At 67.1% G+C, this 14,410-nt stretch carries 12 protein-coding genes; 1 reads left to right on the top strand and 11 read right to left on the bottom strand.

What is annotated here, in order from left to right; all coding sequences use genetic code 11:
* Window positions 1-55 precede the first annotated feature (55 nt).
* From AC0J42_RS22170 to ccoN, 9 genes are all read right to left on the bottom strand, one after another.
* Window positions 56-739, bottom strand: a complete 684-nt coding sequence (locus AC0J42_RS22170; RefSeq protein ID WP_416425867.1) for a sulfite exporter TauE/SafE family protein — start codon at window positions 737-739, stop codon at window positions 56-58.
* Complete coding sequence (ccoS, locus tag AC0J42_RS22165) at window positions 732-953, bottom strand: cbb3-type cytochrome oxidase assembly protein CcoS (protein WP_473003837.1); 222 nt, start codon at window positions 951-953, stop codon at window positions 732-734. The genes AC0J42_RS22170 and ccoS overlap by 8 nt, the downstream gene beginning before the upstream one ends.
* Complete coding sequence (locus AC0J42_RS22160) at window positions 932-3,400, bottom strand: heavy metal translocating P-type ATPase (protein ID WP_473003835.1); 2,469 nt, start codon at window positions 3,398-3,400, stop codon at window positions 932-934. Before AC0J42_RS22160 ends, ccoS begins: the two co-directional genes overlap by 22 nt.
* Before the next feature lie 7 nt (window positions 3,401-3,407).
* Window positions 3,408-3,947, bottom strand: a complete 540-nt coding sequence (locus AC0J42_RS22155; protein WP_473003833.1) for a FixH family protein — start codon at window positions 3,945-3,947, stop codon at window positions 3,408-3,410.
* A gap of 9 nt (window positions 3,948-3,956) precedes the next feature.
* Window positions 3,957-5,369 (bottom strand): cytochrome c oxidase accessory protein CcoG, encoded by a 1,413-nt coding sequence (ccoG, locus tag AC0J42_RS22150; protein ID WP_473003832.1) that lies wholly within the window; start codon window positions 5,367-5,369, stop codon window positions 3,957-3,959.
* Window positions 5,370-5,500: 131 nt separating this feature from the next.
* A complete protein-coding gene (ccoP, locus tag AC0J42_RS22145) occupies window positions 5,501-6,475 on the bottom strand; it encodes a cytochrome-c oxidase, cbb3-type subunit III (RefSeq protein WP_473003830.1) in 975 nt (324 codons plus the stop codon).
* The gene (locus tag AC0J42_RS22140) at window positions 6,472-6,675 is read right to left on the bottom strand and encodes a cbb3-type cytochrome oxidase subunit 3 (RefSeq protein WP_416425859.1); all 204 of its coding nucleotides are present in this window, start codon (window positions 6,673-6,675) and stop codon (window positions 6,472-6,474) included. The genes ccoP and AC0J42_RS22140 overlap by 4 nt, the downstream gene beginning before the upstream one ends.
* 5 nt (window positions 6,676-6,680) lie before the next feature.
* The gene (ccoO, locus tag AC0J42_RS22135) at window positions 6,681-7,289 is read right to left on the bottom strand and encodes a cytochrome-c oxidase, cbb3-type subunit II (RefSeq protein WP_416425858.1); all 609 of its coding nucleotides are present in this window, start codon (window positions 7,287-7,289) and stop codon (window positions 6,681-6,683) included.
* Window positions 7,289-8,731, bottom strand: coding sequence for a cytochrome-c oxidase, cbb3-type subunit I (gene ccoN / locus AC0J42_RS22130; protein ID WP_473003828.1), 1,443 nt, complete (start codon window positions 8,729-8,731; stop codon window positions 7,289-7,291). Before ccoN ends, ccoO begins: the two co-directional genes overlap by 1 nt.
* A 335-nt stretch (window positions 8,732-9,066) precedes the next feature.
* Between ccoN and AC0J42_RS22125 the strand changes: the two genes are divergently transcribed.
* The gene (locus tag AC0J42_RS22125) at window positions 9,067-9,744 is read left to right on the top strand and encodes an alpha/beta family hydrolase (RefSeq protein ID WP_473003826.1); all 678 of its coding nucleotides are present in this window, start codon (window positions 9,067-9,069) and stop codon (window positions 9,742-9,744) included.
* Between the two features lie 145 nt (window positions 9,745-9,889).
* Here AC0J42_RS22125 and AC0J42_RS22120 read toward each other — a convergent pair whose 3' ends face one another.
* Window positions 9,890-11,455 (bottom strand): methyl-accepting chemotaxis protein, encoded by a 1,566-nt coding sequence (locus tag AC0J42_RS22120; protein ID WP_416425854.1) that lies wholly within the window; start codon window positions 11,453-11,455, stop codon window positions 9,890-9,892.
* 175 nt (window positions 11,456-11,630) lie between these two features.
* On the bottom strand, window positions 11,631-14,372 hold the full coding sequence (gene acnA, locus AC0J42_RS22115; RefSeq protein ID WP_473003824.1) for an aconitate hydratase AcnA: 2,742 nt from the start codon (window positions 14,370-14,372) through the stop codon (window positions 11,631-11,633).
* Window positions 14,373-14,410 lie beyond the last annotated feature (38 nt).

The raw sequence follows: 14,410 nt of genomic DNA, 5'->3' as shown, positions 1-14,410 counted from the left end.
CTCGCTAGTCTAGGGACGCCCGTGCCAACCGGTATTGACGTGCATCAAGCGCCGCTCAATGGCCCATCAGCCAGTGCTGGTGCGGGCCGGGCAGGGTCCACAGGCCAAACGCGATCACCAGCAGGCCACCGGCCGCACGCACCCCGCGCCGGCGCAGCAGCTGGCGAGTGCGCTCGGCGGCCAGGCCGGTGGCCAGCAGCACCGGCCAGGTGCCCAGGCCGAAGGCCAGCATCAACAGCGCGCTGCGGCCGGCGTTGCCCTGGCTGGCGGCCCATAGCAGGGTGCTGTACACCAGCCCGCAGGGCAGCCAACCCCATAGCCCGCCCAGCAGCAACGCCCGCGGCAGGCTGCTGACGGGCAGCAGGCGCCCGGCCACGGGCTGGATCAACCGCCACAGGCCACGGCCCAGGCGTTCGATGTGCACCAGGCCGCTCCACCAGCCGCCCAGGTACAGGCCCATGGCAACCAGCAGCAGCGCCGCCACCACCCGCAAGGCCATGGCTGCGGGGCTGGTGGCCAGCGCCCAGCCGGCCAGGCCCAGCAGCAGCCCGGCGCAGGCGTAGCTGCCGATGCGCCCCAGGTTGTAGGCCAGCAGCAGGCGCAGGCGGCGGCCGCGCTGCTCGGGCGGGATGGCCAGGGTCAGGGCGCCCATCAGGCCGCCGCACATGCCCAGGCAATGGCCGCCGCCCAACAGCCCCAGGATCAGCGCCGAGACCAGTTGCGGCGCCAGCTCAAGCATGGGGCGGCGCCTTGTCCTTGAGGGCGTTGTCCTTGGCGGTGTTGGCCTCGTCGACGGCGGCCTGGTGGCGTGGGTCCTGGTCGTCGAACAGGATGCTGTGGGCCGGGCCGTCGAGGTCGTCGTACTGGCCGCTGTCCACTGCCCAGAAGAACACGTAGATGGCGATGGCGACCACCACCAGTGCGGCAGGAGTCATGATGTAGAGGGCGGGCATGCAAGCTCCGGTGTCGCAAGGGTGGCGGGCGTCGCTGCCGGGCGTCGGGGCGCGGGCACCCGGGCCAGGCGCAGGGCGTTGAGCACCACGGTCAGGGAGCTGGCCGACATGCCCAGTGCCGCCCAGATCGGCGTGATCAGCCCGGCGGCGGCGAAGGGCAGCATCAGGCCATTGTACAGCGCCGCCCACACCAGGTTCTGGATAATCACCCGGCGGGTGCGACGGGCCATGTGCAGGGCCTGCACCAGGGTGGCCAGGCGGTTGTTGAGCAGCACGGCGTCGGCGCAGGTGCGGGCCAGGTCCGTGGCGCTGCCCATGGCCACGCTGACATCGGCGGCGGCCAGCAGCGGCACGTCGTTGACGCCGTCGCCCACCACCAGCACCTTGCGCCCTTGGCCGCGCAGGCGCTGCAGCACGGCCAGCTTGGCGTCCGGCGCCAGGCTGCCCTGGGCCTGGTCGATGCCCAGGGCGGCGGCGACGCCGTGGACCATGGGCGAGCTGTCGCCGGACAGTAGCCAGGTCTGCCAGCCGCGGGCACGGCAGGCGTCCAGCAAGGCCTTGGCATCCTCGCGCAGGCGGTCATCGAGGCCGAACCAGGCCAGCGGCTGGCGGTCGTCGGCCAGCAGCAGCCACTGGCCGTGGTCGTCGGGTGGCATGGGGGCCGGGCTGGCGCTCAGGGCGCAGGCCCAGGCCGGGTTGCCGATGCGCAGCGGTTGACCCTCGACGCAACCCTCCAGGCCCAGGCCCGGCTCGCTGCACACTTGCTCGGCCACCAGTCGCGCGTGACCGAAGGCACGGGCGATGGGGTGTTCTGAGCGGCTTTCCAGCGCGGCAGCCAGGGCCAGGCTATGGTCACCGTCCAGGTGCGCCAAGGGCTTGATGCTGGTGAGTTGCAGGCGGCCCTCGGTGAGCGTGCCGGTCTTGTCGAAGATTACCGTGTCGACCTGGTTCAGGCCTTCCAGCACATGCCCGCGGGTCAGCAGCAGGCCCAGGCGGTGCAGGCTGCCGGTGGCGGCGGTGAGGGCGGTGGGGGTGGCCAGCGACAGCGCGCAGGGGCAGTTGGCGACCAGCATGGCCAGCACCACCCAGAACGCGCGGTCGGCATCCAGGTGCCACCACAGCAGGCCGATGGCCGCCGCGCAGCCCAGGGAAAACAACAGGAACCACTGCGCCGCGCGGTCGGCCAACTGCGCCAGGCGTGGCTTCTGCGCCTGGGCGCGTTCCAGCAGGCGGACGATGGCCGACAGCCGGGTGTCGCTGCCCAGGGCCGTGACTTCGACGGTCAGGCTGCTCTCGACGTTGAGGGTGCCGGCGGTGACGCTGTCGCCGGGCTGGCGCGGCAGCGGCAGGTATTCGCCGGTCAGCAGCGACTCGTCGACGCTGGACTGGCCGTGGAGGATGCGGCCGTCGGCAGGAATCACCGCGCCGGGCAGCACCTGCACGCGGTCGTGCAGGGCCAGTTCGGCCAGCAGGATGCGCTCGGCATGGCCTTGGCCATCCAGGCGCAGGCACGAGGGTGGCAGCAGGTTGACCAACTGCGCGGTGGCCGCCGCCGTGCGTTCGCGGGCGCGGCGCTCCAGGTAGCGGCCCGCCAGCAGGAACAGGGCGAACATGCCCACGGCGTCGAAGTACAAATCGCCGCTGCCGCTGATGGCGGTCCAGATACCCGCCAGGTAGGCGCCGCCGATGGCCAGCGACACCGACACGTCCATGGTCAGGTGGCGGGTGCGCAGGTCACGCAGGGCGCCCTGGAAGAACGGCGCGCAGCTGTAGAAGACGATGGGCGTGGTCAGGAACATCGCCACCCAGCGCAGGATGGCGTGCAGCTGCGGGCTGAGGTCGATGTTGAATTCCGGCCAGGTGGCCATGGTTGCCATCATTGCCTGGAACCACAGCAGGCCGGCCACCCCCAGCTGGCGCAGGGCGCGGCGGTTGTCGGCGGCCAATTGCTCGGCGGCGCGGTCGGCCTGCCACGGATGGGCGGCGTAGCCGATGTGGCGCAGCTCGGCGAGCAGTTGGCTCAAGGTGTGCTGGTCGTCCGCCCATTGCACGAACAGGCGGTGGTTGGACAGGTTCAGCCGCGCCTCGACCACGCCTGCCAGGCTGCGCAGGTGTTTTTCGATCAGCCAGCCACAGGCCGCGCAGGTGATGCCTTCGACCATCAGGGTGGTGTCGCGCAGCGGGCCCTGGGCGTGGACGAAGCCCTGCTGCACATCGGCGCGGTCGTACAGCGCCAGTTCGTCGGGCAATTGGCGGGGCAGTGCCTGGGGGTTGGCCGAGGCCTGGTCGCGGTGCTGGTAATAGCTGGCCAGGCCACCGTCGACGATGGCCTGGGCCACGGCCTGGCAGCCCGGGCAGCAGAAGTCGCGCGGCTGGCCCAGCACCGTGGCCGTGAACGGGCGGCCGGGTGGCACGGGGAGGGCGCAGTGGTAGCAGGCGGTAATCATGCTTGCATCAACGCTGCGGTGCTTCGGCGGCCTGCAGGGGCTCGTCGCCCAGGGTCAGGGGCTTGTCCGGGGTGACCTGCTCTTCCTCGAACAGGCGCCAGGTCTTGCCGCCCTGCACGCCTAGCAGCTCGACGAAACGCCGGCCCTGCACCTGGTCCACCACATGGCCCACGTAGCGGCCGTTGCCGGCGGCGTTCAGGTCGATGCGACGGTCTTTTTCTGGCTGCGTCGGCGACACCAGGTTCAGGGTGATTTGCGCTGGCTGGCTGGCGCCGCTGAGCTGCACGTCGACCTCGCCGGTGAGGCTGTCCAGGGTCACGTCGGCGCGCTGCTTGAGGTCCACCGCCAGCTGCTCGCGCTCCAGCGAGCGGGCGATGCCCTTGCCGGCCTCGTAGTAGTTGTCGGTGACCAGGTTGTCGGGGTGCTCCACGGCGATGGTCACCATGGACAGGGTGAGGGCTACCGAGCAGGCCAGCATGGCGATGAGTATCCACGGCCAGAGGTGCTTGTACCAAGGGGTGGCGGCGTCAGCCGTGGCGTTGAACATGGGGGTTCCTTAGCGTACTTGGGGGCCGATGAAACGGCTTTTGGCCTGCACATGCACCGCGCCGTCGTCGGCGTCCTTGAGGCTGAAGTACACCTCGTTGGTGCTGGAAGGCAGTTGTTCGGGGGCTACCGACAGCTCGGCGGGCAGGCTGACGATGTCGCCGGCCGCCACGCGGATTTCGTTGCGGCCCTGCAGGCGCAGGTCGGGCAGGCCGCTGGCCTCGATCACGTAGGTATGCTCGCGCTGGTCCTTGTTCATGATCTTCAGGCTGTAGACGTTCTCGATGCGCCCTTCGGCGTTCTCGCGGTACAGCACGCGGTCCTTGCTCACGTCGAAACCCACCAGCGAGCGGGTCAGGAACGCCCCGGCCAGCACGCCCATCATCACCAGCAGCACCACGGCGTAGCCGATCAGCCGTGGCCGCCACTTGTGCGTCTGCTGGCCGGACAGGTTGTGCTCGGTGGTGTAGCTGATCAGCCCGCGCGGGTAGTCCATCTTGTCCATGATGCTGTCGCAGGCGTCGATGCAGGCGGCGCAGCCGATGCACTCGATCTGCAGGCCGTCGCGAATGTCGATGCCGGTGGGGCACACCTGCACGCACATCGTGCAGTCGATGCAGTCGCCCAGGCCCTGGGCCTTGTAGTCCGCGTCCTTCTTGCGCGGGCCGCGTTTCTCGCCGCGGCGCGGGTCGTAGGAGACGATGAGGGTGTCCTTGTCGAACATCACGCTCTGGAAGCGCGCGTAGGGGCACATGTAGATGCACACCTGCTCGCGCAGCCAGCCGGCGTTGCCGTAGGTGGCCAGGGTAAAGAAGCCGACCCAGAAGTACGACCAGCCGTCGGCGTGGCCGCTGAAGAAGTCCCCGGCCAGCTCGCGGATGGGCGAGAAGTAGCCGACGAAGGTCATGCCGGTGACGAAGCCAATCAGCAGCCACAGGCCGTGCTTGGCGGCCTTGCGCCCGAACTTGCTGGCGCTCATGGGCGCCTTGTCGAGCTTGATGCGCTGGTTGCGGTCGCCTTCAGTGACCTTCTCGCACCACATGAAGATCCACGTCCACACGCTTTGCGGGCAGGTGTAGCCGCACCACACGCGGCCGGCGAACACGGTGATGAAGAACAGCCCGAAGGCGCTGACGATGAGGATGCCCGACAACAGGATGAAGTCCTGCGGCCAGAAGGTGGCGCCGAAGATGTAGAACTTGCGCTCCGGCAGGTTCCACCACACCGCCTGGTGGCCGCCCCAGTTCAGCCACACGGTGCCGAAATACAACAGGAACAGGAACGCCCCACCCACCCGCCGCAGGTTGCGGAACACCCCGGTGAAGGCCCGGGTGTAGATCTTCTCCCGCGACGCGTACAGGTCGACGCTGTCGCCTTTCGCGGCCGGCGGGGTGACATCATGTACCGGAATCTGCTTGCTCATCAGTGAGCCTCACGGTGAAGCGCGGTCGTTAGATCCTGTAGCAGCGGCCGTTAGGCCGCGTCACAGGCGCCGCATAGTGCCAGGCACGGCCAGTGTGTTGCCGGACGCCGCCTGACGGCAGCTGCTACGAGTTAGTCCTGGGGCTTTTCGTCTCCGTGGGAAAGGCTGTACACATACGCCGCCAGCAAATGCACCTTGTCCTTGCCTTGCAGCAGTTCCTGCGCCGGCATCTGGCCCTGGCGGCCGTAGCGGATGGTCTGTTGCAGCTGGGCGAAGCTTGAGCCGTAGATGAACGCCTGCGGGTGGGTGAGGTTGGGGGCGCCCATGGCCGGCGTGCCCTTGCCTTCGGGGCCGTGGCAGGCCACGCAGTTGGCGGCGAAGATTTTCTGGCCGTTGGCGGCATCGGCCTTGGCGTCGTCGGGCAGCTTGCGGCCGTCGAGCTGGCTGATGACGAAGGCAGCGACGTCGGCCACGCCCTGTTCGCCAATCACCTCGGCCCAGGCCGGCATCACCGCGTGGCGGCCGCCCAGGATGGTGGTCTCGATGGTGGCGGGCTCGCCGCCCCAGCGCCAGTCCTCGTCCGTCAGGTTGGGGAAGCCGTAGGCGCCCTTGGCGTCGGAGCCGTGGCACACCGAGCAGTTGCTGGCGAACAGGCGGCTGCCCATTTTCAGCGCCTGCGGGTCCTTGGCCACCTCTTCGATGGGCATGGCCGCGAACTTGGCGTAGATCGGCCCGAAGCGGGCGTCGGCGCGGGCCATTTCCTTTTCCCACTCGTGCACGCCGGTCCAGCCGGTCTTGCCGTCGGAAAACTGCTTCTTGGTGTCGTTGTCCAGGTACTGGTAGCCGGGCAGCAGGCCGGTCCAGCTGCCCAGGCCGGGGTACAGGCTCAGGTAGCCGAGGGCGAAGATGATGGTGCCCACGAACAGCATGAACCACCACTTGGGCAGCGGGTTGTCGTATTCCTCGATGCCGTCGAACGAGTGGCCCACGGTTTCCTCGGTGGCTTCGCTGCGCTGCCCGCGGCGGGTGGAGAACAGCAGCCAGGTCAGGGACACGATGGTGCCCAGGGTGAGGACGGTTACGTACAGACTCCAAAACGTTGTCATTGCTTGTCACTCCTGGACGCGCGCGCTTGCGCCTGGGCTTGTTCCACCTTGGCGATGGCGTCGGGATCATCGGCGAACGGCAGCAAGGTGGCTTCGTCGAAGTCCTTCTTGCGCCGGCCGCTGAACACCCACAACGCCAGGCCGATAAAGGCCACCATCACCACGACGGTGCCCAGGCCTCGGATGGTTCCGATATCCATGTGCGTCACCGTTTGCTCTTGATGAGGGTGCCAAGGCCTTGCAGGTAGGCCACCAGTGCGTCCATTTCAGTCTTGCCCTTGACGGCCGCCTCGGCGCCGGCGATGTCGGCGTCGGTGTAGGGCACGCCCAGTTCACGCAGCACTTGCATCTTCTTCGCGGTCAGGCTGGCGTCGACCTTGCGCTCCACCAGGAACGGGTAGGCCGGCATCACCGACTCGGGCACCACGTTGCGCGGGTTGTACAGGTGCGCGCGGTGCCAGTCGTCCGAGTAGCGCCCGCCCACGCGGGCCAGGTCCGGCCCGGTGCGCTTGGAGCCCCACAGGAAGGGGTGGTCCCACACGCTTTCGCCGGCCACCGAGTAGTGGCCATAGCGTTCGGTCTCGGCGCGGAACGGCCGGATCATCTGCGAATGGCAACCCACGCAGCCGTTGGCGATGAACACGTCGCGGCCTTCCAGCTCCAGGGCCGGGCGCGGCTTCATGCCTTCGATGGGCTTGTTGGTGACGTCCTGGAAAAACAGCGGGACGATCTGGGTCAGGCCGCCGATGGCCACGGCGATGACCATGAAGAAGGCCAGCAGGCCGATGTTCTTCTCGAGCACTTCATGTTTCATCAGTGAGCCCCCACGACGGCGATCTGGGTGGCCGCCTCAGCTTCTTCAGGCGTGGAGGCGCGCACGGTGCGCCACACGTTATAGGCCATCAGCAGCATGCCGCTGGCGAAGAACGAGCCGCCCAGGGCGCGCACGATGTAGCCAGGGTGGCTGGCCTGCAGGGCCTCGACGAAGGAGTAGGTGAGCGTGCCGTCGTCGTTGATGGCGCGCCACATCAGGCCCTGGGTGATGCCGTTCACCCACATGGAGGCGATGTACAGCACGGTGCCGATGGTGGCCAGCCAGAAGTGCGCGTTGATCAGGCCGATGCTGTGCATCTGCGCGCGGCCGAACAGTTTCGGGATCATGTGGTAGACGGCGCCGATGGAGATCATCGCCACCCAGCCCAGGGCCCCGGCGTGCACGTGGCCGATGGTCCAGTCGGTGTAGTGGGACAGCGAGTTGACCGTCTTGATGGCCATCATCGGGCCTTCGAAGGTGGACATGCCGTAGAACGCCAGGGACACCACCAGGAAGCGCAGGATCGGGTCGGTGCGCAGCTTATGCCAGGCGCCCGAGAGGGTCATCATGCCGTTGATCATGCCGCCCCAGCTGGGCGCCAGCAGGATGATCGACATCACCATGCCCAGCGACTGCGCCCAGTCGGGCAGGGCGGTGTAGTGCAGGTGGTGCGGGCCGGCCCAGATATACAGGGTGATCAGCGCCCAGAAGTGCACGATGGACAGGCGGTAGGAGTAGATCGGCCGCTCGGCCTGCTTGGGCACGAAGTAATACATCATGCCGAGGAAACCGGTGGTGAGGAAAAAGCCCACGGCGTTGTGGCCGTACCACCACTGGATCATGGCGTCGGTGGCGCCGGCGTAGGCCGAGTAGGACTTGAACAGGCTGACCGGCAGCGAGATGTGGTTGACGATGTGCAGCATCGCCGTCACCAGGATGAACGCCCCGTAGAACCAGTTGCCCACGTAGATGTGCTTGGTGTTGCGCTTGACGATGGTGCCAAAGAAGGTGATCGCGTAGCAGATCCACACGATCGCCAGCAGGATGGCGATGGGCCATTCCAGCTCGGCGTATTCCTTGGTGGTGGTGTAGCCCAGTGGCAGGGTGATGATGGCGCTGACGATCACCGCCTGCCAGCCCCAGAACGTGAACGCCGCCAGGCCGTCGGAAATCAGCCGCGTCTGACACGTGCGCTGCACCACGTAGTAGGACGTGGAAAACAGTGCGCAGCCGCCGAAGGCGAAGATCACCAGGTTAGTGTGCAGGGGGCGCAGGCGGCCGAAGGTGGTGTAGGGCAGGTCGAAGTTGAGCTGCGGCCAGACCAGTTGCGAGGCGATGAACACCCCCAGGCCCATGCCGACGATTCCCCAGACCACCATCATGATGGCGAACTGCCGGACCACCTTGTAGTTGTACGCAGTCGGAGCGATTACTGTGCTCATAGCGGGTTATCCACGGTTCAGGTGTTGTTATTGAATTTATAAACCGGCCGCAGTATGGAGAATGCAAAGGGGTGATGCAAGAGTTGCTAGCAATCATCGCTAGCAATTCTTGTCGGTCGCTCCGACGTCCACGTGGCGGGCCTTCCAGCGTTGCTGGGGGCTTTGCCGGGGTCGCTGGCGGAGGGGTTTCTGAACATCCGGAAACATATCCGTCCAGCCCAGTTTTCAACGCTATGAGCTTAGTCGCTGTGTGGACATACCGCACGCGGGCGCTGCCGCGTGGCGGCACCGACGTGGCATCATGGCGGCCGTTATTTTTTCACGGTGGAACCAGCATGAAAGAGCCGCAGCCTTGCAGCATTGACCAGGATCAATTGGCCGCGTTGGCCCAGGCCCGGGGCTGGCTGTGGAACGCGCCGCAGGGCGCGCCTGTGGCCTGCCTGATACTGGCCCACGGCGCCGGCGCGCCCATGGACAGCGCCTTCATGGCCAGTATCAGCGAGCAGCTGGCGGCCAGGGGCGTCGGCGTGTTGCGCTTCGAGTTCCCCTACATGGCCCAGCGCCGCCTGGACGGCGGCAAGCGCCCGCCCAACCCCAAGCCCAAGCTGCTGGAATGCTGGCGCGAGGTGTACACCGAGGTGCGGCCGCTGGTGACCGGCACCCTGGCGATCGGCGGCAAGTCCATGGGTGGGCGCATGGCCAGCTTGTTGGCGGACGAGTTGGGCGCTGCGGCGCTGGTGTGCCTGGGGTATCCGTTCTATGCCGCGGGCAAACCGGAGAAACCAAGGGTTGAGCATCTGGCGGCGCTGGCGACGCAGGCCCTTATCGTGCAAGGCGAACGCGACGCGCTGGGCAACCGGGCGGCCGTGGAGGGGTATGTGTTGTCAGGAAAAATCGAGCTGTGCTGGCTGGTGGCGGGGGATCATGACCTCAAGCCATTGAAGGCGTCGGGGTTCAGCCATGAGCAGCATATCGAGGCGGCGGCGCAGGCGGTCGCGCGGTTTTTGCGCTGACCCGTGGCTTCCATTGTCTTGAAACGGCGTCGTCTGCATCGCGACTAAAGTCGGCTCCTACGCCGTACGTGGTAGGAGCCGGCCTTGGCCGCGATACAGGCGACGCGTGATTCCTGACGCGGCCTTTGGCCGCTGCTACGGAGTTTTAGCGGTTGAAGCGTTCTACCAGCGAGTATTGGCTGTGGGCGGTGCGAGTCAGTTCTTCGCTCAGCAGGGCGGAGTTCTGCGCCTGCTCGCTGGTCTGGTCGGCCAGGTTGGCGATGGTGCTGATGTTGCGGCTGATCTCCTCGGCCACCGCGCTCTGCTCCTCGGTGGCAGCGGCGATCTGGGTGGTCATGTCAGTGATGTGCGCCACTGCCTCGCTGATACCCACCAGCGCCTGGTCGGCCTCCAGCACCCGTGCCACGCCTTCTTCGGCCTGGCGGTGGCCGGCTTCCATGGTCTGTACGGCGTTGCCGGCGGTCTGCTGCAGCTTGGCGATCAGCGCGTGGATCTGACCGGTAGACTCGCTGGTGCGCTGCGCCAGTTGGCGCACTTCGTCGGCGACCACGGCGAAGCCACGACCCATCTCGCCGGCACGGGCGGCCTCGATGGCGGCGTTCAGTGCCAGCAGGTTGGTCTGGTCGGCGATGCCCTTGATCACGTCAACCACGCCGCCGATCTCGTCGCTGTCCTTGGCCAGCTGGGTCACGGTCTGGCCGGTCTCGCCCACCACCACCGACAGGCGCTGGATGGCTTCGCGGGTTTCGCCGGCAATGCCACGGCCCTGGCTGGTCAGCAGGTTGGCCTGCTGGGTGGCGTCGGCGGTGCGCTGCACATGGCTGGCCACTTCCTGGGTGGTGGCGGCCATCTGGTTGACCGCGGCGGCCACCTGTTCGGTCTCCACGCGCTGGCGCTCCAGGCCCTCGGAGCTCTGGTGGGCCAGGCCGTCGGACTGCCGGGCCTGGTCGTTGAGGTGCTCGGCGGTGTCCTGCAGGCGGGTGAGGCAGGTCTTCAGGCGGGCGTCCTGGCTGAGGATGGACAGTTCCAGGCGCGCCTGGGCGCCGCGGCTGTCGGTGTACATCTGCGCGATCAGCGGGTCGGAGGTGGTCTGTTCGGCCAGGCGCAGTAGGCGCTTGATGCCCCGTTGCTGCCAGCTCAGGCCCACCAGGCCCAGCGGCACCGAGAGCAGGGCGGCCACGGCGAAGCCCCACCAGCTGCCCAGCCAGCTGCCGATCAGGAAGCCGACCTGGCTGACCAGAATGAACGGTAGCCAGTCCTGTACCACCGGCAACCAGCGGTCGCGGCGCGGCACGGCGGACTTGCCGCTGTTCAGGCGTTCGTAGAGTGATTGGGCGCGACGAATCATCTCGGCGCTGGGCTTGACCCGCACCGACTCGTAGCCCACCACCTGGTTGTTGTCGAAGATCGGTGTGACGTAGGCGTTCACCCAGTAGAAGTCGCCGTTCTTGCAGCGATTCTTGACGATGCCCATCCACGGCTGGCCCTGGCGAAGGGTGGCCCACATGTGCTCGAACACTGCCGCTGGGACGTCCGGGTGGCGCACGGTGTTGTGCGGCGCACGGATCAACTCGTCACGGGAAAAGCCACTGATCTCGACGAACGCGTCATTGCAGTAGGTGATCATTCCTTTGGCATCGGTGGTGGAAATCAGGCGCTGCTGGGCAGGAAACGTCCTTTCGCGCTGGGTGACGGGCTGGTTGTTACGCATGGCTGTGGGGTTCCGCAAGGCTTTCACAGGTTGTCGGCCGCGGCGCCACAAAATTGAAATTAAATTTCCCTGGTAGTCGCCACGGAACGTGCAACGCGCCCAATCCGTAGCAGCGGCCGCAGGCCGCGTCAGGCAGCCAGACGCCGCCTGCGGCAGCTGCTACGGGATCAAGGGGTCATGAGGCAATCAGCTGGCGCAGCACGTAGTGCAGGATGCCGCCGGCCTTGAAGTATTCCACCTCGTTGAGGGTGTCGATGCGGCACAGCACCGTCACGTTTTCCTGCTTGCCGTCCTCATGGGTGATGCGCAGGGTCAGGTCCATGTGCGGGCGCAGCTCGGCGCCGCTCAGGCCGGTGATGTCGAGGGTTTCGCGCCCGCTCAGCTTCAGGGTCTTGCGGCTCTGGCCATCCTTGAACTGCAGCGGCAACACGCCCATGCCCACCAGGTTGGAGCGGTGGATGCGCTCGAAGCTCTCGGCGATCACCGCCTTCACGCCCAGCAGGTTGGTGCCCTTGGCCGCCCAGTCGCGGCTGGAGCCGGTGCCATATTCCTGCCCGGCAATGACCACCAGCGGCGTGCCGTCGGCCTGGTAGCGCATGGCCGCGTCATAGATGGCCAGGCGCTCGCCCGTGGGGATGTAGTAGGTGTTGCCGCCTTCCTCGCCGTTGAGCATTTCGTTGCGGATGCGGATGTTGGCAAAGGTACCGCGCATCATCACTTCATGGTTGCCGCGGCGCGAGCCATAGGAGTTGAAGTCGCGCGGCTCCACGCCTTTCTCCCGCAGGTAGCGGCCGGCGGGGCTGTCGGCCTTGATGTTGCCGGCGGGGGAGATGTGGTCGGTGGTCACCGAATCGCCCAGCAGCGCCAGCACCCGGGCCCCCTGCACGTCGACCACCGGCTTGAGCGCGCCGGTGATGTCATCGAAGAACGGCGGGTGCTGGATGTAGGTGGAGTCGTCCTGCCACACATAGGTGGCGGCCTGGGGCACCTCGATGGCCTGCCACTGGGCGTCGCCGGCGAACACCTCGGCGTATTCCTTGTGGAACATGGCGGTGTCGACGCTGCGCACCGCGTCGGCGATTTCCTGCTGGCTGGGCCAGATGTCGCGCAGGTACACCGGCTTGCCGTCCTTGCCGGTGCCCAGGGGTTCGCTGCTGATGTCGATGCGCACGCTGCCGGCCAGGGCGTAGGCCACCACCAGCGGCGGCGAGGCCAGCCAGTTGGTTTTCACCAGCGGGTGCACGCGGCCCTCGAAGTTGCGGTTGCCCGAAAGCACCGAGGCCACGGTCAGGTCGGCCTGCTGGATGGCTTTCTCGATGGGCTCGTCCAGCGGCCCGGAGTTGCCGATGCAGGTGGTGCAGCCGTAGCCCACCAGGTCGAAGCCCAGGGCGTCGAGGTACTGGGTCAGGCCGGCGGCCTTGTAATAATCGGTCACCACCTTCGAGCCGGGCGCCAGCGAGCTCTTCACCCAGGGCTTGCGCTGCAGGCCTTTTTCCACGGCCTTCTTCGCCACCAGCCCGGCGGCCATCATCACGCTGGGGTTGGAGGTGTTGGTGCACGAGGTGATGGCGGCGATCACCACGGCGCCGTCCTTGAGGTGGTGGGTCTGGCCCTGCCAGCTGTACTGCGCCTCGCCGGCCTGGGCAGCGTTGCCCACGGCCACGCCACCGCCGCCCTCGCTTTCCAGGCGGCCTTCGTCCTTGCTGGACGGCTTGAGTTGCAGGCCGATGAAGTCCGAGAACGCCTGGGCCACTTTCGGCAGCGCCACCCGGTCCTGGGGCCGCTTGGGTCCGGCCAGGCTGGCTTCAACCGTGCCCATGTCCAGCGCCAGGCTGTCGGTGAACAGCGGTTCCTGGCCTGGCAGGCGCCACAGGCCCTGGGCCTTGGTGTAGGCCTCCACCAGTTTTACCGTGGCCTCGGGGCGGCCGGACAGGCGCAGGTAGTCCAGCGTGACCTCATCCACCGGGAAGAAGCCGCAGGTGGCGCCGTATTCCGGGGCCATGTTGGCGATGGTGGCGCGGTCCGCCAGGGGCAGGTCGGCCAGGCCGTCGCCGTAGAATTCGACGAATTTGCCCACCACGCCTTTCTTGCGCAGCATCTGGGTGACGGTGAGCACCAGGTCGGTGGCGGTAATGCCTTCCTTGAGCTTGCCGGTGAGCTTGAAGCCGATCACCTCGGGAATCAGCATCGACACTGGCTGGCCGAGCATGGCCGCCTCGGCCTCGATGCCGCCCACGCCCCAGCCCAGCACGCCCAGGCCGTTGATCATGGTGGTGTGCGAGTCGGTGCCTACCAGGGTATCGGGGAAGGCGTAGGTGCGGCCGTCCTCTTCCTTGGTCCACACGGTGCGGCCCAGGTACTCCAGGTTCACCTGGTGGCAGATGCCGGTGCCCGGCGGCACCACGCTGAAATTGTCGAAGGCGCTCTGGCCCCAGCGCAGGAAGGCGTAACGCTCGCCGTTGCGCTGCATCTCGATGTCGACGTTTTCGCCGAAGGCCTGGTTGTCGCCGTATTTGTCGACCATCACCGAGTGGTCGATTACCAGGTCCACCGGCGACAGCGGGTTGATGCGCTGTGGGTCGCTGCCGGCCTTGGCCACGGCGGCGCGCATGGCGGCCAGGTCGACCACCGCCGGCACGCCGGTGAAGTCCTGCATCAGCACGCGGGCAGGGCGGTACTGGATCTCGCGGTCGCTGCGGCGGTCCTTGAGCCAGGCGGCCAGGGCCTTGAGGTCGTCGCCGGTGACGGTCTTGGCGTCCTCCCAGCGCAGCAGGTTTTCCAGCAGCACTTTCAGGGACATGGGCAGTTGTTGCAGGGCACCCAGGCTCTTGGCGGCTTCGGGCAGGCTGAAATAGTGGTACTGACGGTCGTCGACCTGCAGGGTCTTGAGGGTCTTCAGGCTATCAAGCGAGGGCATGAAATCACTCCTTGGCGGCTGCCGCGAAGGTCCGCACG

This window comes from Pseudomonas sp. Tav-5-1A (assembly GCF_055755055.1).
Note: the sequence above shows the minus strand (reverse complement) of the source record. Positions and strands in the feature narration are given on the sequence as shown.